Source organism: Proteus sp. G2618 (genome assembly GCF_009915995.1).
Taxonomy (GTDB): Bacteria; Pseudomonadota; Gammaproteobacteria; order Enterobacterales; family Enterobacteriaceae; genus Proteus; species Proteus terrae.
Map to the genome: position 1 here is coordinate 351155 of NZ_JAABNI010000014.1, position 22009 is coordinate 373163.

Consider the following 22009-nt stretch of genomic DNA (forward strand, 5'->3'; position numbering starts at 1 on the left):
GAATAAAATCGCAATCAGAACTTACTTAGTTAATCGCTAACGTAATGAGTTTAAAGCAAAATGAATATGATTTATAAGATAATTTAAATAAGGACTAAAAACTCTTTTTTCTTACTCATTTTTAGATTTAGACAATATTTAATTGTGATGTGATTCTATTTATGATGAATAATAAAGGCTCATAATAAGTGTGGATATAATATGAAAGCTTAAATAATAACATTGGCAATAAAATAAGATTGCTAATCGTACTTTCTCCAAAAAATCAACAGATTTCATTCTGTTATAAATTTCATAAGCTCGCTTTAGCTCTCATATTTATTATTCTGTTTATGGCATGATACTGGAATCCGAGTTATTTACTAGAAAGTGATTCGGAATTAATCAATTATTCTGTGTACTTAAGGAGATTGAAATGGCAGCCACTCGCATTGAAAAAGACTCAATGGGACAAATCGAAGTACCAGCTGACCAGTTATGGGGAGCTCAAACGCAGCGTTCTCTTGAACACTTCCGTATTTCAGTTGAAAAAATGCCTGTTGCACTTATCCATGCGCTTGCTATCACAAAGAAAGCAGCCGCTGGTGTTAACATGGATTTAGGCTTATTACCAAAAGAGCGCGCTGATGCAATTATCGCAGCTGCAGATGAAGTGCTTGCAGGTAAACACCCAACTGAATTCCCATTAGCAATCTGGCAGACCGGTTCTGGCACTCAATCAAACATGAATATGAATGAAGTGTTGGCTAACCGTGGTAGTGAGATACTTGGTGGTATCCGTGGCATGGAACGTAAAATCCATCCGAACGATGATGTTAACAAAAGTCAGAGTTCAAATGATGTGTTCCCAACTGCCATGCATGTCGCTGCTGTTATTGCATTACGTCAGGATTTACTGCCAGAATTAAAATCACTGCTGAAAGTATTCAAAGAGAAAGCAGAAGCTTTCCATGATATCGTTAAAATTGGTCGTACTCACCTGCAAGATGCGACACCACTGACATTAGGTCAAGAAATCTCCGGTTGGGCTGCTATGCTTGAGCACAGCATCAAACATATCGATGATTCTGTTCCCCATGTTTGTGAATTAGCGCTAGGTGGTACAGCTGTGGGTACGGGGTTAAATACCCATCCAGAATATGCTGTTCGTGTTGCTAAGCGTATTGCTGAATTATCAGGCCAGCCTTTTGTAACGGCTCCTAATAAATTTGAAGCATTAGCAACTTGTGATGCATTAGTTCATTCACATGGTGCATTAAAAGGTTTAGCTTCTTCATTAATGAAGATTGCTAATGATGTGCGTTGGTTAGCTTCTGGTCCTCGTTGTGGTATTGGTGAGATCGCTATTCCAGAAAACGAACCAGGTAGTTCAATCATGCCAGGTAAAGTTAACCCAACACAATGTGAAGCATTAACGATGTTATGTGCTCAAGTGATGGGTAATGATGTTGCTATTAATATTGGTGGTGCATCAGGTAACTTTGAACTGAACGTTTATCGTCCAATGATCATCGACAACTTCTTACAATCAGTCCGTTTACTGGCTGATGGTATGCGCAGTTTCAATGAGCATTGTGCAATTGGTATTGAACCAAACCGTGAGCGTATCAATAAACTACTGCATGAATCATTAATGCTAGTGACTGCGTTAAATACTCATATCGGTTACGATAAAGCCGCTGAAATCGCGAAAAAAGCGCATAAAGAAGGCTTAACGCTAAAAGAATCCGCACTGAAACTGAACTACCTTACATCGGAAGAGTTCGATAGCTGGGTACGTCCAGAAGATATGGTTGGTAGTATGAAAAAATAAGTGTTAAATACACTTAGTTAGCCGATATTAAATCCCGCCATAATGGCGGGATTTTTAGATCTTATAGGAAAAATAATGACTGAAGAAATTACGTTTACGGCGACGGAAGTTAATTGCTATGTCGAAGATGATGTCACCATTATTGGAATAGGGGATGATGCAGTTTCTCCTGATCATTTCATTATTCTTTCAAGATTTGACGAAGAAGGTGAAGATATCGATAATTCGATTGGTTTAATGACTCATTTATCTGATATTGAAGCCATTAATACACTTGAAAAAATTACGCTTGATCGAAAAAATATTACCCTTGCACTAAAAAACAATGTGGTGATAACGATCCATTTAGATATTGAAGACAATCACTTTGTTCAGCTTAATGATTATCTTCTCCAAATCCTTCAAGGTAGTTCAATTAAACTTATTGAAAAATAAGATATTATCTATTCTTCAATGTACAAATGCATTCTTGGAATAATTAATTGTAGCTTTTTAGCTTTAGGGCGATGGCGAATTTGAATATTATCGGCATCATAATCAGGAAGCTCGCCAATAACAGGTTTAAAGTCGCTCTCTTTATCAATATAGAAAGCTAATAAAGGCAAGGGACACGCATATTGCACTTGTTTTTGAAGTTCTGAATACCAAACTCGAGCAATAGGTTGCACTTTGACAGGACGCTTTATTTTTAGTTTTGCATTTTCAGGTAATTGTGAAAGGGTAGTGATCTCTTTATCAATACGCTCAGCCCATTGTTCACTAGTATAAGGTGGCACTGCGCGATTGGCTTCACGACTTTTTTCTAATTGAGCCAAAACATCGTTACGCGTTAAATTCTTAATAATATTCTTATTCGCCCAACCAAAACGCACAGTATCTGGATCAGACAAAAGGGTGAGGGTACGATAAGCATTCAGCGTAATTAAACCTTTTAGCTGATTATGGACAAAATCAAAACGCTCTTCCTTCGATATGCCAGACTCTTTAGTGACAATATCTGAAAGCTGTTTTTTTAATAAATTAATTTTCTCAACATGTTCTTTTACAGACTTAAAAGTTTGATTATTCGTACTAAAACAGAGCACACCGGGTAAACGGATAGCGCGTTTACTACTGATGTGTGGGGCATTGTCATAAATAAAGAGATTCGCTATTAGCTTTAAAGTGAGTTCTCTAGCTTCTTCATTATAACTGGGTGACACTGTAACGCGAACGACCTCATCATGTTCTTCTTCTTTGCTCACTTCAGGCAATTCAAATACGGCTGATGGCAATAAGGTTAGATTTTTCAACACATCAGTTAGTGTTTTAATCTCAGTTTCTAATTGCTGAAAACAGAGATTGAATTGCTCAATTAAATCATATCGACTCATCTTAATATCCTTATTTAGTTACAACATACAAATGGCCTTTGTTTAAAACAATACATTAGCTTCAGTGAAAAGTACATCGCTTAACAGAGGAAAATGCCAAAAATACGGTATACTGTATAAATAAACAGTATACCGTAAAAAGGGCATATTTGGATGATGTTTTTCCTAAAAAGAGGATTGTTTGATGGTTTTTAAATCAACTTCGGTCTGTTTTTCATTCAGTTGTACTAATGAATCATGAATAACATCACAATCTGGTTTTGTTGGTGGGCAGTGTTCTGTAAACGCACTCGTAAGAGAGGTAAAAAAGAGAAACAGCAGAGTAATAGATAATTTTATGATAGGCATAATTGTTGTTCCTTCTTAAAGAATAAGTCTATACCTTAAGAAAGGAGTGCAAAATCGACAACATTAAACCGTGTTAATCCGCTTTTGCACTTTATCAATAACCTTACTGGGCAACTTTGTTTAAGTGTAATGCGATTAATAAGGCAGTTAACATTAAAAGGGCAATAAATAATCCTACACCAAGCCAACCGAAACTCACCCAGAATAATCCACCCACTGTACCTGCAAGGCTAGAGCCCGCATAATAAGTAAAGAGATAAAGTGAGGAGGCTTGGGCGCGTCCTCGTTTTGCACGGCGGCCAACCCAGCTACTTGCAACAGCATGTGCAGCAAAGAAACCTGTCGTTAAGATAAGCATCCCAATAAAAATAACGGGAAGTGATTCAATCAAGGTAATCAATATACCGATTAACATCATTGCAATCCCAGCAATAAAGACTTTACCTAATCCATATTTAGTCGTTAATAAGCCCGCTTTGGATGCGCTATAAGTACCACTTAAATAAACGATAGAAATCAGCCCCACAGTAGTTTGACTTAATGAATAAGGTGCATCTAATAAACGATAGCCAATATAGTTAAATAAAGTGACAAAACCGCCCATCAATAAACCACCTTCAATAAATAACAAAGGCAATCCTTTATCTCTAAAATGCAATTTAGTGGTAATAAGAAGATTACGAGGTTTTAATGCTGTCGGTCTAAAGTGCTGTGAAGCCGGTAATATCTTCCAGAAAGTAATCGCAGCAAAAAGGGCAAAAATACCGAGAATAACAACAGATAGACGCCAAGAATAATAATCGCTTAATACCCCTGTAATAACGCGTCCACTCATTCCCCCAATAGAGTTACCACTAATATATAAACCCATTGATAATGCGAGATAAGCAGGATGAATTTCTTCACTTAAATACGTCATTGCCACTGCGGCTACACCACTTAATGAAAGTCCAACTAAAGCCCGTGTAATTAAAATACCTGTCCAACTATTCATAGTTGCACTTAATAATGTAAAGAACGCAGCGCAAAACAATGCAATGACCATGACATTTTTACGCCCAAAAGCGTCTGACAGTGGGCCTGTAATCAATAATCCACACGCCATTAAAGCGGTTGAAAGGGAGAGTGCTAGACTACTGGTCGCAGGACTGACGGAAAATTCGTTAGATAATACCGGCAATATGGGTTGCACAAAATAGAGTAAGGCGAATGTCGCTAAACCGACCATAAAAAATGACACTGTCACTTTTATATACAGCGCATCATCACGCTGAATATAGTGCTTAGGGTTAGATTGGCGATGAGCAGGCTTTTCTATACTTGATGTATTGTCTGAAATATCAGTGCCTAAGCTCATACTTTTACTGTCTATTTCGTGAGTATCCATATTGATTAAACTTCCATTACTTAAATTTGATTTATGTCAATGTTAGAAATATTTGATTTTTTTGTCTAATATATTAATCATTAGAAATAAGACTTTTAAAGTATCAATGATGATATGAGAGAAATATGAATATTGAACTTAGGCATTTACGTTACTTTATTGCCGTAGCAGAAGAGCTTCATTTTGGTAAAGCAGCAGAAAGATTAAATATTTCTCAGCCTCCTTTAAGCCAACAAATACAAGCGCTTGAAGGTGAAATAGGCGCTAGGTTATTAGAACGAACTAACCGTTCTGTTTCGTTAACACCCGCAGGACAAATGTTTTTAAAAGAGTCGTATCAAATTATGGCACAGGTCAACGCAGCCGCAACACGCGCCGCTAGAATGGAAAAAGGTGAGTTAGGTGAAATTTCAATTGGTTTTACCTCAACGACACCTTTTATGCATTTAGTCACCTTGAGTTTGCGACAATTTAGAGAGAACTATCCTGAAGTCGGTATTCATATGCATCAAATGAATACAAAACAACAGATATCGCCGTTACTGACAGGACGTATTGATCTGGGGATCATGCGAAATACGACGTTACCCGAAAATTTGCACCACCAGCTATTGTTTCGTGAGCCTTTTATTTTAGCGGTTTATGAAGGGCATCCTTTACTTGCTTACAAAGAAACGGGCGTCAATATTCAAGATATTGGGCAATATCCTTTTGTTTTCTTTGAAAGGGATGTTGGTACGGCTCTTTATGATGAGATTATTCAATTGCTTAGTTTGTCAGGAATTACGCCAACTATTGCACAAGAAGCGGGTGAAGCCATGACGATTTTAGGATTGGTTGCCGCAGGGCTTGGTATTTCGATCGTAACAAAATCATTTACGCGAATGAAAGTCGATGGCGTGCATTATCTACACTTTGCAAATTCTCAGGCGTTTTCTGAGGTTTGGTTAGTTTCTCATAATAAGCGAGCCATTCCAGCGGCAGCGAATCGATTAACGCAATTACTATTAAAAAATATCTTAGATCACCAAAAATCTTGATTTATCTGTGTTTTTGATCACGCTTTTTATGTAAGTATTGTACAATTATCATAAATTGACGACATAATCGGTAATGAATTATTTGGAGCCTCGAATTAATTATGGCTCCTTAATTAAGGATGCATTTAATGGGGAACCAACCTAGCCACATCGATCACGTAAAACAATTTAATCTTGGCACAGTCTTTCGCTTGATTGATGAACATGGCCCCATTTCTCGTATTTCACTGTCAAAAAAGGCAGAGCTTGCACCAGCAAGTATTACTAAGATCACACGAGAATTAGTTGAAGCACACCTTATTCATGAAACAGAGTTCCCAGATGTGGGATTTCGTGGCAGGCCTGCAGTTGGATTAAAACTAGAAAGCCAAGGTTGGCAATTTCTCTGTATCCGTGTCAACAAAGGTAGCTTGCTTTTTAGTTTAAGAGAATTAGATAGCAAGTTGGTTACTGAGGATACATTCGATTTTCCCAAAGAATATAGCGATGATTTTCTTAATCACTTTTTAGTTGCAATTGATAAATTCTTCGAACGTTATCAATCTCGTGTTGAAAGATTGACGGCAATTAGCATTACAATGAATGCCATTGTTGATCCTATTAGTGGCGTTATTTATAGCTCACCTTATTATAATATTAAAGACATTCCACTTGCCGATAAAATTCATGAAAAAACAGGTGTTTCTGTATTTTTACAACATAGCGTAACTGCATGGACAATGGCCGAATCGTTATATGGTGCGGCAAAAAACAATTCAGACGTTCTGCAAATCGTTATCGATGATATTGTTGGTGCTGGAGTGATAAGCAATGGAAAAACATTACACTCTAACAGCCATAGCGCCGTTGAAATTGGACATACTAAAGTTATCGACTCTCAAAATAGCTGTTATTGCGGGGCAAAAGGGTGTTTAGAAACAGAAATTGCTATTCCTCAATTAATTAAGAAAGCTCAATTATTAGCTCAAGAAGATCCGACTTCGTTGCTGAACAAATATCCTATTACTGTAGAAACATTGTGTGATGCAATATTAGTTGGTGATAAACCAGCACTTGAAATTGTTAATTTAGTTGCTCAACGATTAGGTTTTATTTTGGCGGTCATGATTAATGTCTTTAATCCGCAAAAGATATTAATTGGCTCGCCGCTTTGTCGAGCCAAATCCATTCTTTTTCCTTTGATCTTAAACCAAGTTCAACATCACGTTATGCCACGTTATGCGCAGTCTTTAATTATTGAAGAAACGGAGTTAAGAAACAAAGGAACATTGCCTGCGGCTTCGCTTGTAAAAGAAGCTCTCTACAATGGCTCTTTGTTAATTGAGTTGATGCAAGGCTAGGTTAAGTGAAAAAATCGTAACAAAAGTATTTTTCAGGCGTAAATCTGTCAATTGATCATTAACGAATTCTCTATTTTTGACCAATTAACTAAAAAATTGAGCTATCTCAAGCCACCATAAACAGTGTTACCCTAAACTCTAATCTCTGTCATTTTTTATGAACCTGATTTATCTGTCATAACGGAAGTAAATTATATGTTAACACGCTTTTTTGTTACGGGGACAGATACCAACGTGGGTAAAACTGTTGTAACCCGAGCACTTCTTCAGTCATTAAATCGTGGCGGGTCAACGGCAGTGGGTTATAAGCCTATTGCAACAGAATTACATGAAACGGCTGATGGTGAGCGTAATCGTGACGCTATGATTATTCATAATTCATCGCCAGTTGAAGTTCGCTACGACGAAATTAATCCTATTTTGCTTGATAATTGTTATGTTAGCGAAAATGAAATTGATTTTAATAAGATTTCAAATGAGCTCGACAGTTTAAGTAAAAAAGCAGAGTGTGTTGTTATCGAGGGTAATGGCGGTTGGCGTTATCTGCTCGATGATAATACCTTTTATTCTGATTGGGTGGTAAAAGAACAAATTCCAGTTGTTTTGGTTGTCGGTATTCAACCAGGCTGTGTTAATCACTCAATATTAACAGCACAATCTATTATCAACGATGGTGTAAAATTAGTAGGTTGGGTTGCGAACAGAATAAATCCAGGATTACCTTATTACGCGAAAATTGTGGAAAGGCTGTCTCAGCATATTCCTGCACCTCTGATTGGTGAAATCCCGTATTTGTTACGTCCTGAAGAACGTGATCTCTCTTGTTACCTCGATTTAAGTCAGTTGGAAATCGCTGTACCCGCTTAAGAGAGAATACAAATAAGTAACGAAGTGGATTGCTATCTGTTTTTAAACGATACCAAACTTGTTACTTTTAAACGCCTGATGAGTAAACTCATTGGGTGTTTTTGTTTTTTCTGATTTCGCCTCAAGTATAACTAATGATAAAAATAACACACAAAATTGAAGCTAAATAAGATAAAATACAGATAAATCAGATGAATAGTCATTGATAAACAGTAGCAAAGAAAAAGGGCGCTCATATTGCGCCCTTTTTTAATCACAAGATTTTATCAACTATAGATTAATGACGAGTATAGATGATTTTCTTACTATCATTTTCGCAAGTTCCGACAACTTTACCATCTGCTTGTGCAACTTGGTCGTTTTCAACAACAGTTAAAGTAAAGTTAGTGGCTGGTACACCATTATTAATGATTTTTTGTTGAATAGACTCAACGACTTCATCACATCCCGCATTCGCGGCTAAAGGTGCAAGCGCAACCAGAGTGGCCATTACTGCAAATACATATTTTTTCATATCATTCTCTCCTTGTTTTACGGAGTAAAACATCATTGTTTTACACAACTTTCTTACGGGTTAACAGGGCGGCCAGTATTACTGTCTAAACATCGACGCGTTTCAGGCTCCCAATATGCATAGACATTCGCACTTTTTAGACAAGCATCTCGCTCATCAATGGCTTTATCTATTTTATTAAATTCGATTTTTTCTCGCTGATTAACTTGGGTACGAAGCTCCCGCTTTTGATCCCAGTCTTCTTTCATTTGTCGAGCTTGCTCTTTATCTAAGACATTGTCATAGCCATCGCCATTAATGGTTACATTAGTTGAAGCGGCAACAGAAGAAAAAGAAGACACTGATAAACCAAGAAATAAGGAGAACACAATGGTTCTGATGACTTGTTTCTTAGTTAGTGTGTTTATCATGGTTGCTATCCTCTAAAGTTATGTAGCTATTGCTCTCAATGACTATTATATCTTAATAATTATAGCTGATACCTTAATAAAAAATGTGTTTTCAGTGCGTTTAGTTTTGACGATGAACACTTAATCCTGCAAATGACTGACTTACAGGCATCATTTCTAAAGTATTAATATTTACATGAGCAGGTAATGTCGCTGTCCAATATACCGCTTCTGCGACATCTTCAGGCGTTAATGCATTTGCATTGGCATAAGTTTGCTCAACTTTATCACTATCACCTTTAAAACGAACTAATGAAAACTCTGTACCACCAACAAGACCAGGTTCGATATCGGTGACACGAACTTTTTTACCTTGGAGATCAGCACGCAATCCTAAACTAAATTGCTTAACAAACGCTTTAGTGGCGCCATAAACATTACCGCCCATATAAGGCCAAGAGGCGGCTGTTGAGCTGATATTAATAACATGACCTTTATTTCTTTCAACCATAAAAGGAAGAATAGCGCGAGTGACATGAACCAAACCTTTATTATTTGTCTCGATCATCGTATCCCAGTCATCAAGGTTAGCTTTATCGGCGGTATTTAAACCTAGGGCTAAGCCTGCATTATTGACTAATACGTCAATTTCACGCCACTTCTCTGGTAATTGAGTGTAAATCTCGCTGACTGCTTTTTTATCTGTAACATCTAACTGTAATGGATAAAATTGCTCGCCTAGCTCTTTATGCAAGTTATTAAGTTTATCCAAACGACGAGCAGTACCAATAACTTTGTGTCCGTGGCTGATAAAATGGCGAGCAATGGCTTCACCAAAGCCGGCGGAAGCACCCGTGATAAAAATAATCATGTAATTACCCTCGATAGTTATAATAGTTGAAAGTAAAAGGCTATCACTAGAAAGAGTCAAGTTTAAAAATCGGCTTTGTGATAAATCAGGCTAAAAACCAGATCCTTTTCTTATATGAAAGATTTTTATCTTTAATAATAACCTGTATTTTTGTTTTTAACTGAAAGAACAAGAGGTGGTTATTTAGTCGATTTTTTTATTAAAAACAAGGAAGATAAAGCTAAAGCCTAGTATCACGGTAAAACAAATAAACTAAGTAAGAACATAGTGATAATAATAATGATGCTACCAATTACAGCAATCGCCAGTGTGGGTGATAAAAGAAAACAGAAGTAACACAAAATAAAGGTCACTAGGATGTGAATTAAATCGCTAAACGACTTATATAAAACTTCGATGGTTTTTTTTAATTGAGAGAGAAACGATTTGTTCATGTCACACCAAAATAAATGCAGATTATCTTATTGCGACTCGGTGCTAGACTGAGTCGAAAAAATATAAACTCAGTCTAGCAGAATATGAAAAGAACGGTTATTTTTTACCAACTTGATGGCCAATAACGCCACCTAAGACACCGCCGCCAATGGTGCCTAATGCGCTACCATCAGTTAAAATAGCGCCACCGATAGCACCTGCGCCGGCACCAATTGCTGTATTACGGTCGCGTTTTGTCATGCTAGAACAGCCCGCAAGTGAAAAAAGCAGAACAGAAGCGACACACAGTGTTCCAATCTTTTTTAACGTGATATTCATTTTTATAAACTCCGATGTAAAGGACAATATAAAAATAAACCTATCGTATTTATACTGGGATCGGAATATTCGGGAACAATGGGGAGAAAACTCTTAAAAAATGAGTTAATGCTCATAACATATATTTTAAATGCATTTAATCAAAGTAAATTTTATTATCTATATTATTATTTGATGCTCAGAAGAAAAGCATCAATGTATTATGTCATTTATATGAGTTAATGTAACAATATGATATTGATAAATAAATTAAAAAAACTCTCTTCACAATTTGCATCGGGTTATTTTGGTGTTGTATTAGGGATGATTGGTACGGGAATGGCGTGGCGATATGCAGCAAAGGAGCACAACTATCCATCTTATATTGGTGAAATATTTATTGGTGTAGGTTGCTTGGTTTGGTTAACACTTACACTATTTTTGCTGAGTAAATGGCTATTTCATCGACAAGCAATTATTGAGGATATTAAACATCCAGTTGCCAGTGGATTTATTAGTTTATTTCCCGCAACGACAGTCTTAGTCTCGATAGGGATAAGCCCATATTTACCATTATTTTCTCTGATACTGTTTAGCATCGGAGCAATTGCTCAGTTAGGGTATTCCAGTTGGTTGATTGGTTATCAATGGAAGGGCGAATATCCTAAAATGGCGACAACACCCGTCTTATATTTACCCACAGTCGCGAATAATTTTATTTGCACTATGGCATGTGGTGCATTGGGTTTTAATGATCTAGGGGTTTTATTTTTCGGTGCCGGTGTATTTTCTTGGTTAAGTTTAGAACCCGCGATTTTAAAAAGAATACGCAGTGAAGGATTAATGGATGAAAAATCACGACTATCATTTGGTATTCAATTAGCACCTGCTTTAGTTGCTTGTAGCGCTTACTTGGCTATCAATGACAATCATATCGACTTCTTCGCTAAAATGTTATTAGGCTATGGTCTTTTACAGCTTCTGTTTATGGTGAGATTAATTCCTTGGTTTGTTAAACAGCCGTTTTCATTACCTTTTTGGAGTTTCTCTTTCGGTGTATCTGCATTGGCAAAGGCTTCATTAAATATAAGTATGACATCCAATAGTCATTTTATGCAGTTACTCTCAACAGCACTATTTATCTTCGCTAATTTAATTATTTTATTACTGATTTGGCATTCACTATTATGGGTTTTTAAAGGACTAAAACAATTATGTTGTCCATCTAAAGCACTTTAATGAACATAAAAACAAAGAGAGCCTAAACAAAATTATTTAGACTCTTTTTATTTTCAAGTTGCTTAGATAATGTTGTTTTTTCTGCTCCAGAGGGACCCATAATACAAATCTTCATTTCTTTTTCAAGAAGTTACTTTAAGATAAGAATAATATAAAGGGAAATAGAGCTAATAACGATGAAAAGAAAGTTAATTAAAAAAATAAACGCTGGCTGATGGAAAAATATCACCGTTCACAACAACTATTTGCACCATTATCGGTTATTTTAAAAGAGAATAAATTAGAGTCACAAGTAAATCGATATTACCGCTTATGGCGAAGAGGTTTAATTAAAGAAGATTGGAGTCAAGCCATTTTTGATACCGGTGTTGCAATAGTGACTCAACGGCGATTTGATGGACGAGTTATTTATCACGATAGAGTTTATAACAAAGAATTAGTACCATTAGAATATAAAAAAAAATGGAAAGAATTTTAAACGGATAGGATTTGTGATGTATAAATTGTTAAAAAACCCGTTAACACAATATTATTAACGGGTCATATACTGAAACCTTAAAATGCTTGACGGAAAATCTCAATGATCTCTTTTTCATTACCTTTACGAGGATTAGAGAATGCATTACCGTCTTTAAGTGCCATTTCTGCCATATATGGGAAATCAGACTCTTTCACACCTAATTCACCTAAATGTTGCGGAATACCAATATCCGCAGATAGACGAGCGATAGCCACAATAGCGCGTTCCGCCGCATCCATCACTGATAACCCTGTGATGTTTTCACCCATAAACTCAGCAATATCTGCAAATTTTTCTGGGTTAGCAATCAGGTTATAACGCAGTACATGTGGTAATAGCACCGCATTAGCTACGCCATGTGGCATATCATATAAACCACCTAATTGGTGAGCCATTGCATGAACGTAACCAAGATTAGCGTTATTAAATGCCATTCCTGCTAAAAGTGAAGCATAAGCCATATTTTCACGAGCTTTTAGATTTGTCCCTAAGGCTACAGCTTGACGCAAGTTACGAGAAATTAAACGAATTGCTTGGATCGCTGAAGCATCAGTGACGGGGTTTGCATCTTTAGAAATATAAGCTTCAACTGCGTGAGTTAACGCATCCATACCCGTTGCGGCAGTCAGTCCTGCTGGTTTACCCAGCATTAACAGTGGGTCGTTAATAGAAACAGAAGGGAGGTTACGCCAGCTTACAATAACAAATTTAACTTTAGTTTTGGTATTGGTCAGAACACAGTGGCGAGTGACTTCACTTGCTGTACCGGCAGTTGTGTTTACTGCAATAATCGGTGGAAGTGGATTTGTTAGTGTTTCAATACCTGCATAATTATAAAGATCGCCCTCATGAGTAGCTGCGATACCAATGCCTTTACCACAGTCATGTGGGCTACCGCCACCCACAGTAATTATCATGTCGCATTGTTCTTTGCGGAACATTGCGAGACCTTCAAGCACATTAGTGTCTTTGGGGTTAGGTTCAGTGCCATCAAATACGACAACATCAATACCCGCTTCTTTTAGATAACCGATAGTTTTATCTACGGCGCCATCTTTTATTGCTCGTAGACCTTTATCCGTTACCAGCAGGGCTTTTTTACCACCCAATAATTTGCAACGTTCGCCAACAACAGAGATAGCACCTGGACCAAAAAAGTTAACATTCGGTACCAAGTAATCAAACATACGATAGCTCATGATAAACCTTCCAATATCAGATTATTATTCAGATAAATTAAAGTATTAGTGCATTTTCCCTCCATAGGTTATTAAGTCAAGGACGTAACGAATCAATAAGGTGAATCGGTTCGTTTAACTTTGGTTCGTTTGATATAAGTCAACAGGATGTGCTTTCTTTAAGAGGGGGAGTTAAGTAAAAATAACGAACAAAACACATATGGTTTGACGGATATATATTTTAGGTGTACGTTGAAGCTTATCAAAGAAAGGAGCAAATATGGAACCGTTGCAATTGTTTAAGGTATTAAGTGATCAAACAAGGCTAGATATTGTGTTGCTACTAAAAGCATCTGGTGAGTTGTGTGTTTGTGACATCTATACTGCCCTAAATTTATCCCAACCCAAAACGTCTCGTCACCTAGCTATGTTACGGGAAAGTGGACTATTACTTGATTCTAAGCATGGGAAATGGGTTCACTATCGTTTGTCTCCAACATTATTACCTTGGGTGAAAAATATTATTGAAGTCACCTATGAGACAGAGAAAAATAAAATAGCAGGTTTGCTTCAATCTATAGAAAAGAAAGAAACGGCTATCTGTTGTTCTGAATAAATTTTTTAATTAAACATATATGAAAAAACAGATATGAGGTGTCGATATGAAAAAGTTAGAAGTCTTTGATCCTGCATTATGTTGTAGCACTGGTGTGTGTGGTACCGATATCGATCAAGCATTAGTTGATTTTGCAACCGATGTTGATTGGTTAAAAAAGCAAGGAGCGAATATTCGACGTTTTAATTTAGGGCAAGAGCCTATGGAGTTTGTTAATAATTCAAAAGCAAAAACCTTTCTTGAAACCGCAGGTGCAGGATCATTACCTCTTATTTTACTTAATGGTGAAGTTGTCTTAACCGGGCGCTACCCAAAACGTAATGAATTAGCTAGATGGTTTGGTATTAATTATACAAATGACAATAAACCCACTATCAAAACCCATTGTTGTGGAAACAATGACGGTTGTTGCTAAAGGAGAAAGACTGTGAAATTTTTAGAAAATACACCAAATTATCTTTTTTTTACTGGAAAAGGTGGTGTAGGTAAGACATCTATTTCGTGTGCAACAGCCATTAAATTAGCAGAGGAAGAAAAAAAAGTCTTATTAGTCAGTACAGATCCTGCTTCAAATATTGGGCAAGTATTTTCACAAAATATTGGTAATAGCATTAAACAAATTACGCTAGTACCCAATCTTTCAGCTATAGAAATAGACCCGCAAGCTGCTGCAGAAGAGTATCGAAATAAAATTATTACCCCAATTAAAGATAGTTTACCTGAAGCGGTTATTCAAAGTATTGCAGAGCAATTATCAGGCGCTTGTACCACAGAAATAGCTGCATTTGATGAATTTACAGGGCTGCTAACAAATAAAGAGATTACGGATAAATTCGATCACATCATCTTTGATACTGCACCAACTGGCCACACAATTAGGTTATTACAATTGCCTGGAGCTTGGAATGATTTTATTAGTGATAACCCTGATGGCGCGTCTTGCCTTGGTCCTATGTCTGGGCTGGAAAAACAACGTGAGCAATATAGTATGGCTGTCGATGCACTTAGTAACAAACAGCTCACGCGTTTAATACTCGTTGCTCGACCTCAATCAGCCGCTCTTCGAGAAGTTGCTCGTACCTATAATGAACTTTCCAATCTTGGTATAACAAATCAACAATTAATCATTAATGGTATTTTTCCTAAATCAGCTATTTCTAACGATGATAAATTGTCTAAAGCCCTTTATTTAAGAGAACAAACCGCAATACAAAAGATGCCTGAGGTTCTTCGTACATTACCAACCGATATGCTTATGCTTCGTGTACGTAATATGGTGGGTATTGAAGCATTAAATCAGCTTTTATCTAATAAAGAGCAAGTGTTATCGACAACTGAACAGTTAGAGAGTGATTTAACATTGCCCACATTGTCATCATTAGTAAACGAAATTGCTGTACAAAAACAGGGTTTGGTTATGCTGATGGGCAAGGGAGGGGTAGGAAAAACAACAATAGCGGCAGCTATTGCGGTTAAGCTAGCAGAATCAGGCGCCGACGTTCATTTAACCACGTCAGATCCGGCGGCTCATCTAGAAAATACATTAAATGGGGATTTGCCAAATTTACAAATCAGCCGCATAGATCCCGTTGTAGAAACAGAGCGTTACCGCAATTATGTATTAGAAACAAAAGGTAAAGATCTTGATGCACAAGGGCGTGCACTGTTAGAGGAAGATTTACGATCACCATGTACTGAAGAAATTGCAGTATTCCAAGCTTTTTCTCGAATAATCCGAGAGGCGGGAAAACGATTTGTCATTATGGACACCGCACCTACAGGTCATACATTACTTTTATTGGATGCCACAGGGGCTTATCACAAAGAAATTGCTAAAAAAATGGGTGAAAAAGGGCATTTCCTCACACCAATGATGCAATTACAAGATCCAAAACGTACAAAAGTCATTATCACTACACTCGCTGAAACAACCCCTGTTCTTGAGGCTGAAAACTTACAGAATGATTTAATAAGAGCTGATATTCATCCATGGGCTTGGATCATTAATAACAGTTTATCTGCGACAAAAACAACGTCACCACTGTTACTTTCTCGAGCTGAACAGGAAATACCTCAGATTAAAAAAGTCATCACTTCATTGGCAAAACGAGTAGCGATTGTTCCATTACAAGAACATGAGCCTATCGGTGTTGATGCGTTGAGTAAACTGGCTGATTAATTTTATTTTCTGGTAGAAGGCTCTCAATGAGCCTTCTAAAAGAGGTTTTTATGTTTATTGCAGTATTAATATTTGTTCTAACAATTACTTTTGTTATTTGGCAGCCTAAAGGATTAGGGATTGGTTGGAGTGCAACAATCGGGGCATTAATAGCACTATTACTAGGTGTCATTAATCTCCAAGATATTCCTGTGGTTTGGAATATTGTCTGGAATGCAACCGCGACATTTGTTGCTGTTATTATCATTAGCCTTATTCTTGATGAAAGCGGCTTCTTTGAATGGGCTGCGCTTCATATTGCAAAATGGGGCGGTGGAAAAGGTCGTTTTTTATTTAGCTATATTATCTTGCTAGGGGCATCCGTTGCGGCACTTTTTGCCAATGACGGTGCTGCACTTATTTTAACACCTATTGTGATCGCAATGTTGTTAGCGCTTGGGTTTAGTAAAGGTACAACACTAGCTTTTGTTATGGCAGCAGGATTTATTGCAGATACAGCAAGCTTACCTTTAATTGTTTCAAACTTAGTCAATATCATCTCTGCTGATTTCTTTAATATCGGTTTTACAGAATATGCTTCAGTGATGATCCCCGTTGATATTGCCGCTATTATCGCGACATTAATTATGTTGCATTGGTTTTTCCGCAAAGATATTCCTCAGCAATATGACATCTCTAAATTAGCGGTACCTGCGACAGTAATTAAAGATGTAAAAACATTTAAAGCAGGTTGGTTGGTATTACTTCTTTTATTATTTGGCTTTTTTATATTGGAACCTTTGGGAATTCCAATTAGTGCCATTGCTACGGTTGGTGCCGTAATTCTGTGGTTTATCGCAGCACAAGGAAAGACGATAAATACTCGAAAAGTTTTACGAGGAGCGCCTTGGCAAATCGTGATTTTTTCCCTTGGCATGTACCTTGTTGTTTATGGATTACGTAATGCGGGTTTGACTCAATATCTGTCAGAAATTCTCGATTTTCTATCAAGCAAAGGTGTATGGGTTGCAACTTTAGGAACGGGATATATCACCGCATTTCTATCATCAATTATGAACAATATGCCAACAGTTCTTGTTGGTGCCTTATCCATTGAAGGCAGTAATGCTACGGGGTTAATTAAAGAGGCAATGATTTATGCCAATGTAATTGGTGCTGATTTGGGCCCCAAAATTACGCCAATAGGAAGTTTAGCGACATTATTGTGGCTACATGTTTTGTCGCAAAAAAATATGACCATTACATGGGGATATTATTTTAAAACGGGCATTGTTATGACCATCCCAGTGCTAACAGTAACATTGGTTGCATTAGCGCTTAGACTGATATTAATGAATTAGTGGTGACAATATGAATCACATTGTAATTTATCACAATCCCAATTGTGGTACTTCACGAAATACGCTTGAAATGATACGCAACAGTGGTGTAGAGCCTGAAATTATCCTTTATCTTGATACGCCACCCTCTAAGCATGTTTTAGAGAAACTCATCACTGATATGGGAATTTCGGTTAGGGCATTATTACGAAAGAATGTTGAACCCTATGATAAATTAGAACTTGATAATATTAATGCGACTGATGAGCAACTTATTGATTATATGCTGCAATATCCAATATTAATCAATAGACCTATTGTTGTGACACCATTGGGAACGCGATTATGTCGACCTTCTGAAGTTGTTTTAGATATTTTACCGAAAAAGCAAAAAGTGGCTTTTTTTTTAATAAATACAGAATTAGCGAAAAGTAATCTAAAAAAGATAATATTGGAGAGAATTAGAAAAATTAACGATGAATAGGTATTATGTTTAAAAATCCAATCTAATATATTAGATAAAAATTGAGGTCTTAGTTTTTCTATGTATTTATACATAGAGTATATTAGAATAATGGCAATAATTAAGTTTAATTAATTTTTATTTTTTTTATAGTGAATATACTGTTTTTCTTATATGTTATAAATTTATATTTAGTCAAATTAGATAATGGTGGTATATAGAAATGAAAAACATAATTTTTAATATTTTTATAAGAAAAAATTTTAATATAATGGCCCTTTTCTTTATTTTTACTATAACGGGCTGCTCTAATAACGCAAAAAATGACGATCCTATTTTGACTCATTCATTTAAAGAGCAATATGTTAATTATATTTTGGTCCCTGTTGTTATAAAAGGTGAAACATATACATTTTTGTTAGATACGGGCTCATCTTCATCTATCATTGATAAGCGTTTAGCAGATAAATTTACTCATAAATTGAAGGGGATGCCAGATCCTTATAAAGAGTATTTTAGTAATGTAAAAACTGTTAGTGATATCAAATTATTAAGTGATATTGATTTTGTTCACTCAATTCCTTTCCATATAGGTAATAAGTATTTTAATGGCGGTGATTTTTGGGTTTCAAATGATTTGAAATCATTATCTGAAGTTGTAGGGGAAGATATATCAGGTGTTTTAGGCGTTGATATATTTAGAAGAGTAAACTGGTATGTCGATAATAAAAATAAAACATTAGTCTTATATGATAATCCTCCAAGTGTAGATAATTATGAACATTGTATTCCATATGGTGATTATACTCTTTCTTCACCTTCTTTCTATGTGTACTTTTCTGATGAAACGTATGTTTCAATGGTACTAGATACTGGTTCTAGAGTTAATTACATGAGTGGTGAATTCATTGAATATTTAAATAGCTTTATGGAATTGACCCCGATAGATCAATTTGATAATCAAATGTCTATCGATTTTTCTGGTTTAAATGAGAAAAAAGAAAAGCAATATCTTATAAAAGAATTTAGATTAAGAGATAGTTTGATTGTAAATCAGATTTTTTCTGAAAATATGAACAACTCTTTTGCTATTGGAATGTCAACCTTAGACTCTTTTGAACAATATTTAATATCTCCAGATAGAATGTTACTCTGTTATAACTTAGCTAAACCACCAAAACCTCTCTTACAAAAATTTAGAAATATAAATCTAAGAACTTTTAATAATAATATAGAGCTATTTTATAACAAAGAGAGTGTATTGTCAGAGTTTAACTTAAAAAATGGAGATATAATAATTAGTGTTAATGGAGTCAAATATCCTAAGAATGCAGTGCTTGAAGTTAAAAATAAGATAAATACCTTACCAAAAGGCCAAGTGACGTTAAGTATTCTTAGACAAAACCAATTGATTGAAGTTAAATTTTAGCCAACCACATGTTGTGTTAATATAAGGTCTTAAGCCTTGTTTAGATGCAAGGCTTAGGTTAGAAAATCTAAAACCGATAAGATCTAGAACAAAGTATGTTACAAAATCGTTCTGAACCATTCCGGTAGAATAGGGATGAAGCTTGCCGGAATGGTGAAGGGGCGTCTTTACACATAGAGTGCATTGTGCGAATCAATATGTTTATTGATTATACGTTCTGATTGTTTTCATTAGACATATTGGATAAAAATTAGCACTTTGTAAACTACCTAGATTGGTGTTTTTACTTCTGGTAATGGAATTACTGAAATCGACTTTACGGAAGTCGTGATATCCAAAAAGATTTTATTAAAACCCTTAGTGAAGTGGTATCTGAAGAAAAGACAGAAAACCTATATTCAAGATCTAGAAAAAGCATTGGCGAATAAGCTTTAAGTTAAGAATGAATCAGCATAATTACCAGACCAAAACAGAGATTTCAGTGCCTATCCGTATTTAGATACTAAGGTTCGCATAATGTATATTATGTTAAATTGAATGTAATAATCAATAAACAACTATCATGAGATGGATCTTTTCAAGGATTTAGCTTTAAAGCCCTCTTGCCCAGATACATGTTAAGAAACGTATTATCTAACTCTATTGATTAATTTAAGAATTCATTTGATTAACTAGCCAACGATGAATTATTTGAACAATATATGTTTGTTCTTCTTCCGTTAATTGACGATGTTTTTCTATACCATACCAGGTTTTTAAACATCCGCGACAACAAGTCGCAGTGGCATGCTGAGCAATAAACACAGGATGCCCTCGCATTGGGGTTTGTTTACCATCATTTTTGGGTTCTTCAGCAGCTAAGCGTTTTTGAATAAAATCTAAAGCGTGTTGATCGATGGTATCAGGGCCTTTATCAATACAGTATTGTCGCTCTTTTGGCCCTAATTTAAACTTTTGTCGAAAAGTTGATTTGGATAATCTGTTAAATAAAAGGTCTATATTATTCATTAAATTTGCCACCTAAAACAATGATCGTACGCTTATAGTAGATAGCTTACAATCACATATATTTTAGTTTATTACCCAAACATTGATGGTAGATAAAATTACTAAATGTGGTTATCTCCTATCACCATGAAGAGAATAAAATGCTTCATTGGATAAAAATACACTTTATCTCTTTTCTATATTAAAGTGTTGAGCCAACGCTTTATAACCTTTCTCGCTGATAGTCACTTCTCTATATCCTTGATGTCGTGTTAACCATGCTTGTGCTTCTGTGTAATTAAGAAAAATAGCACCAATTTGTCCGCCTAAATGAAAACGACGCTCACTCCAATCTAAACATGGGCAGCAAATATTGCGAGAATGCTTTGCTTGAAATTCAATTCCCATATTTTTGAATCGCTCAAGACCTAGCGTTGTGATAGCGTAGCCATCTTCTGTTATCCATTTTTGCTGACAAAGTGAATCGTAAATATCGACAGCAACTTCACCTGCTAAATGATTATAGCAAGTTCGCGCTTTCCTTAAGTTTTTTGGGGTTGTAATTTTAGCTTGTGAAATATGCTCGGTAGAAAAACTCATTAAATTTTCAATAACTTTGGCAATATCATCGTTAGCTAATCGAAAATAACGGTATTTACCTTGAGATATTACAGAAATAAGCCCACTACTGAGTAATTTGGATAAATGGCTGCTTGCTGTAGAAGCAGAGATATCAGCTACGATACCTAGTTCTGTTGCTGTCCACGCCCTTCCGTCCATTAATGCGCACAATATTTTGACTCTGGAAATATCAGCAATCGCTGCACCAACAGCAGCGATTGCTGACTCTACGGTGTGTTGATATTCTGATTTTATTTCTGATTTAGCCATTTTAAATTTAAGCCCTTTGATAGCATGCGCTATTAATGGTGTAATAACGTGATTGTAGTAAGCTCTTAAGTCTATTTAATTACAGACTTTCTGCATCAAATGAATATTCTCGCATCAAAGAAACCATGCTAATTTTGTAAAAATTGAAAATAGACTCTCGACCTTCTTGTTGCGCACTTTTATGTAAAATATTTTTCTTCCATTGCAAAACAGCCTCTTCATTTTTCCACCAAGAAAGTGATAATAAATTTCCTTCGGTTGATAAACTTTGAAAACGCTCTATTGAAATAAATCCCTCTATATCCTTTAGTAACGGCTTTAAATCAGTCGCTAAAGATAAATAACGATCTTGCTTTCCCGGTTTAATGTTTACTTCAAATATTACGGCAATCATTAGTGTTCTCCTTTATTGGGTGATAGTGAGTGTATTGATAAAAAAGGTAAAACACTTCGATAATCATTGAAATGAGCGCAATTATCTATTTTAAAAATAATAGCGTATAGCCTGCTTATT

24 protein-coding genes are annotated in these 22009 nt (G+C 35.9%); 13 read left to right on the forward strand and 11 right to left on the reverse strand.

The annotated features are described in order from the left end of the window. The first annotated feature begins 415 nt into the window (after window positions 1-415). Both fumC and GWJ01_RS07140 read left to right on the forward strand, forming a co-directional pair. A complete protein-coding gene (gene fumC / locus GWJ01_RS07135; RefSeq protein ID WP_100158199.1) occupies window positions 416-1813 on the forward strand; it encodes a class II fumarate hydratase in 1398 nt (465 codons plus the stop codon). Window positions 1814-1888: 75 nt separating this feature from the next. Then, on the forward strand, window positions 1889-2248 hold the full coding sequence (locus GWJ01_RS07140) for a hypothetical protein (RefSeq protein WP_109395482.1): 360 nt from the start codon (window positions 1889-1891) through the stop codon (window positions 2246-2248). A gap of 8 nt (window positions 2249-2256) precedes the next feature. Here GWJ01_RS07140 and tus read toward each other — a convergent pair whose 3' ends face one another. From tus to GWJ01_RS07150, 3 genes are all read right to left on the reverse strand, one after another. After that, window positions 2257-3186, reverse strand: coding sequence for a DNA replication terminus site-binding protein (gene tus / locus GWJ01_RS07145; protein WP_109395483.1), 930 nt, complete (start codon window positions 3184-3186; stop codon window positions 2257-2259). 165 nt (window positions 3187-3351) lie between these two features. Further along, complete coding sequence (locus GWJ01_RS18700) at window positions 3352-3534, reverse strand: hypothetical protein (RefSeq protein ID WP_202611118.1); 183 nt, start codon at window positions 3532-3534, stop codon at window positions 3352-3354. Window positions 3535-3637: 103 nt separating this feature from the next. Continuing rightward, window positions 3638-4921: an MFS transporter gene (locus GWJ01_RS07150; RefSeq protein ID WP_109402930.1), complete on the reverse strand. Its 1284-nt coding sequence runs from the start codon at window positions 4919-4921 to the stop codon at window positions 3638-3640. Between the two features lie 125 nt (window positions 4922-5046). Here GWJ01_RS07150 and GWJ01_RS07155 point away from each other — a divergent pair, with 125 nt between their 5' ends. The 3 genes from GWJ01_RS07155 (at window position 5047) to bioD (ending at window position 8168) form a co-directional block, all read left to right on the forward strand. Beyond that, window positions 5047-5961, forward strand: coding sequence for a LysR family transcriptional regulator (locus GWJ01_RS07155; protein WP_088495664.1), 915 nt, complete (start codon window positions 5047-5049; stop codon window positions 5959-5961). Between the two features lie 128 nt (window positions 5962-6089). Beyond that, window positions 6090-7301 (forward strand): sugar metabolism global transcriptional regulator Mlc, encoded by a 1212-nt coding sequence (mlc, locus tag GWJ01_RS07160; RefSeq protein ID WP_098942944.1) that lies wholly within the window; start codon window positions 6090-6092, stop codon window positions 7299-7301. A gap of 195 nt (window positions 7302-7496) precedes the next feature. Further along, window positions 7497-8168 carry a dethiobiotin synthase gene (bioD, locus tag GWJ01_RS07165; protein WP_075673816.1) on the forward strand — a complete coding sequence of 224 codons (672 nt, stop codon included), beginning with the start codon at window positions 7497-7499 and terminating at the stop codon, window positions 8166-8168. 277 nt (window positions 8169-8445) lie between these two features. Here bioD and GWJ01_RS07170 read toward each other — a convergent pair whose 3' ends face one another. From GWJ01_RS07170 to osmB, 4 genes are all read right to left on the reverse strand, one after another. Continuing rightward, entirely contained in the window at window positions 8446-8682 is a 237-nt protein-coding gene (locus GWJ01_RS07170) for a DUF1161 domain-containing protein (protein ID WP_109402929.1), read from the reverse strand. Window positions 8683-8735: 53 nt separating this feature from the next. Then, the gene (locus GWJ01_RS07175; RefSeq protein WP_109402928.1) at window positions 8736-9092 is read right to left on the reverse strand and encodes a DUF1283 family protein; all 357 of its coding nucleotides are present in this window, start codon (window positions 9090-9092) and stop codon (window positions 8736-8738) included. A gap of 100 nt (window positions 9093-9192) precedes the next feature. Beyond that, window positions 9193-9942 (reverse strand): bifunctional NADP-dependent 3-hydroxy acid dehydrogenase/3-hydroxypropionate dehydrogenase YdfG, encoded by a 750-nt coding sequence (ydfG, locus tag GWJ01_RS07180; protein ID WP_088495659.1) that lies wholly within the window; start codon window positions 9940-9942, stop codon window positions 9193-9195. Window positions 9943-10473: 531 nt separating this feature from the next. Next, entirely contained in the window at window positions 10474-10695 is a 222-nt protein-coding gene (gene osmB / locus GWJ01_RS07185) for an osmotically-inducible lipoprotein OsmB (protein WP_006536908.1), read from the reverse strand. 231 nt (window positions 10696-10926) lie between these two features. On the opposite strand from osmB, the gene tehA reads away from it, so the two are divergent. Continuing rightward, a complete protein-coding gene (gene tehA, locus GWJ01_RS07190) occupies window positions 10927-11913 on the forward strand; it encodes a dicarboxylate transporter/tellurite-resistance protein TehA (RefSeq protein WP_161710893.1) in 987 nt (328 codons plus the stop codon). A gap of 214 nt (window positions 11914-12127) precedes the next feature. Beyond that, the gene (locus GWJ01_RS07195) at window positions 12128-12391 is read left to right on the forward strand and encodes a hypothetical protein (protein ID WP_161710894.1); all 264 of its coding nucleotides are present in this window, start codon (window positions 12128-12130) and stop codon (window positions 12389-12391) included. A gap of 77 nt (window positions 12392-12468) precedes the next feature. Here the strand turns inward: GWJ01_RS07195 and dhaT are convergent, their stop codons facing one another. Further along, window positions 12469-13632 (reverse strand): 1,3-propanediol dehydrogenase, encoded by a 1164-nt coding sequence (gene dhaT / locus GWJ01_RS07200; RefSeq protein ID WP_109395491.1) that lies wholly within the window; start codon window positions 13630-13632, stop codon window positions 12469-12471. A gap of 259 nt (window positions 13633-13891) precedes the next feature. Here dhaT and GWJ01_RS07205 point away from each other — a divergent pair, with 259 nt between their 5' ends. From GWJ01_RS07205 to GWJ01_RS07230, 6 genes are all read left to right on the forward strand, one after another. Beyond that, a complete protein-coding gene (locus tag GWJ01_RS07205) occupies window positions 13892-14227 on the forward strand; it encodes a metalloregulator ArsR/SmtB family transcription factor (RefSeq protein ID WP_098942931.1) in 336 nt (111 codons plus the stop codon). Window positions 14228-14273: 46 nt separating this feature from the next. Continuing rightward, complete coding sequence (gene arsD / locus GWJ01_RS07210) at window positions 14274-14642, forward strand: arsenite efflux transporter metallochaperone ArsD (RefSeq protein WP_161710895.1); 369 nt, start codon at window positions 14274-14276, stop codon at window positions 14640-14642. Between the two features lie 12 nt (window positions 14643-14654). Continuing rightward, window positions 14655-16406, forward strand: coding sequence for an arsenical pump-driving ATPase (arsA, locus tag GWJ01_RS07215; protein ID WP_161710896.1), 1752 nt, complete (start codon window positions 14655-14657; stop codon window positions 16404-16406). 50 nt (window positions 16407-16456) lie between these two features. Next, window positions 16457-17746 carry an arsenic transporter gene (locus GWJ01_RS07220; RefSeq protein ID WP_109402922.1) on the forward strand — a complete coding sequence of 430 codons (1290 nt, stop codon included), beginning with the start codon at window positions 16457-16459 and terminating at the stop codon, window positions 17744-17746. Window positions 17747-17756: 10 nt separating this feature from the next. Next, entirely contained in the window at window positions 17757-18209 is a 453-nt protein-coding gene (gene arsC, locus GWJ01_RS07225; RefSeq protein WP_161710897.1) for an arsenate reductase (glutaredoxin), read from the forward strand. A gap of 202 nt (window positions 18210-18411) precedes the next feature. Continuing rightward, window positions 18412-19617 (forward strand): aspartyl protease family protein, encoded by a 1206-nt coding sequence (locus GWJ01_RS07230; RefSeq protein ID WP_161710898.1) that lies wholly within the window; start codon window positions 18412-18414, stop codon window positions 19615-19617. 651 nt (window positions 19618-20268) lie between these two features. Here GWJ01_RS07230 and GWJ01_RS07235 read toward each other — a convergent pair. From GWJ01_RS07235 to GWJ01_RS07245, 3 genes are all read right to left on the reverse strand, one after another. Further along, window positions 20269-20625: a DUF4186 domain-containing protein gene (locus GWJ01_RS07235; protein ID WP_109402919.1), complete on the reverse strand. Its 357-nt coding sequence runs from the start codon at window positions 20623-20625 to the stop codon at window positions 20269-20271. Window positions 20626-20790: 165 nt separating this feature from the next. Further along, on the reverse strand, window positions 20791-21495 hold the full coding sequence (locus GWJ01_RS07240; RefSeq protein ID WP_109402918.1) for an ArsR family transcriptional regulator: 705 nt from the start codon (window positions 21493-21495) through the stop codon (window positions 20791-20793). 79 nt (window positions 21496-21574) lie between these two features. Further along, window positions 21575-21889: an antibiotic biosynthesis monooxygenase family protein gene (locus GWJ01_RS07245; protein ID WP_109393724.1), complete on the reverse strand. Its 315-nt coding sequence runs from the start codon at window positions 21887-21889 to the stop codon at window positions 21575-21577. Window positions 21890-22009: the final 120 nt, after the last annotated feature.

What these genes read in the sequence shown, in the direction of transcription:
- fumC (WP_100158199.1), top strand. Translation starts at nt 416, where the DNA reads ATGGCAGCCACTCGCATTGAAAAAGACTCAATGGGACAAATCGAAGTA.
- GWJ01_RS07140 (WP_109395482.1), top strand. Translation starts at nt 1,889, where the DNA reads ATGACTGAAGAAATTACGTTTACGGCGACGGAAGTTAATTGCTATGTC.
- tus (WP_109395483.1), bottom strand. Translation starts at nt 3,186, where the DNA reads ATGAGTCGATATGATTTAATTGAGCAATTCAATCTCTGTTTTCAGCAA.
- GWJ01_RS18700 (WP_202611118.1), bottom strand. Translation starts at nt 3,534, where the DNA reads ATGCCTATCATAAAATTATCTATTACTCTGCTGTTTCTCTTTTTTACC.
- GWJ01_RS07150 (WP_109402930.1), bottom strand. Translation starts at nt 4,921, where the DNA reads ATGGATACTCACGAAATAGACAGTAAAAGTATGAGCTTAGGCACTGAT.
- GWJ01_RS07155 (WP_088495664.1), top strand. Translation starts at nt 5,047, where the DNA reads ATGAATATTGAACTTAGGCATTTACGTTACTTTATTGCCGTAGCAGAA.
- mlc (WP_098942944.1), top strand. Translation starts at nt 6,090, where the DNA reads ATGGGGAACCAACCTAGCCACATCGATCACGTAAAACAATTTAATCTT.
- bioD (WP_075673816.1), top strand. Translation starts at nt 7,497, where the DNA reads ATGTTAACACGCTTTTTTGTTACGGGGACAGATACCAACGTGGGTAAA.
- GWJ01_RS07170 (WP_109402929.1), bottom strand. Translation starts at nt 8,682, where the DNA reads ATGAAAAAATATGTATTTGCAGTAATGGCCACTCTGGTTGCGCTTGCA.
- GWJ01_RS07175 (WP_109402928.1), bottom strand. Translation starts at nt 9,092, where the DNA reads ATGATAAACACACTAACTAAGAAACAAGTCATCAGAACCATTGTGTTC.
- ydfG (WP_088495659.1), bottom strand. Translation starts at nt 9,942, where the DNA reads ATGATTATTTTTATCACGGGTGCTTCCGCCGGCTTTGGTGAAGCCATT.
- osmB (WP_006536908.1), bottom strand. Translation starts at nt 10,695, where the DNA reads ATGAATATCACGTTAAAAAAGATTGGAACACTGTGTGTCGCTTCTGTT.
- tehA (WP_161710893.1), top strand. Translation starts at nt 10,927, where the DNA reads ATGATATTGATAAATAAATTAAAAAAACTCTCTTCACAATTTGCATCG.
- GWJ01_RS07195 (WP_161710894.1), top strand. Translation starts at nt 12,128, where the DNA reads ATGGAAAAATATCACCGTTCACAACAACTATTTGCACCATTATCGGTT.
- dhaT (WP_109395491.1), bottom strand. Translation starts at nt 13,632, where the DNA reads ATGAGCTATCGTATGTTTGATTACTTGGTACCGAATGTTAACTTTTTT.
- GWJ01_RS07205 (WP_098942931.1), top strand. Translation starts at nt 13,892, where the DNA reads ATGGAACCGTTGCAATTGTTTAAGGTATTAAGTGATCAAACAAGGCTA.
- arsD (WP_161710895.1), top strand. Translation starts at nt 14,274, where the DNA reads ATGAAAAAGTTAGAAGTCTTTGATCCTGCATTATGTTGTAGCACTGGT.
- GWJ01_RS07220 (WP_109402922.1), top strand. Translation starts at nt 16,457, where the DNA reads ATGTTTATTGCAGTATTAATATTTGTTCTAACAATTACTTTTGTTATT.
- arsC (WP_161710897.1), top strand. Translation starts at nt 17,757, where the DNA reads ATGAATCACATTGTAATTTATCACAATCCCAATTGTGGTACTTCACGA.
- GWJ01_RS07230 (WP_161710898.1), top strand. Translation starts at nt 18,412, where the DNA reads ATGAAAAACATAATTTTTAATATTTTTATAAGAAAAAATTTTAATATA.
- GWJ01_RS07235 (WP_109402919.1), bottom strand. Translation starts at nt 20,625, where the DNA reads ATGAATAATATAGACCTTTTATTTAACAGATTATCCAAATCAACTTTT.
- GWJ01_RS07240 (WP_109402918.1), bottom strand. Translation starts at nt 21,495, where the DNA reads ATGGCTAAATCAGAAATAAAATCAGAATATCAACACACCGTAGAGTCA.
- GWJ01_RS07245 (WP_109393724.1), bottom strand. Translation starts at nt 21,889, where the DNA reads ATGATTGCCGTAATATTTGAAGTAAACATTAAACCGGGAAAGCAAGAT.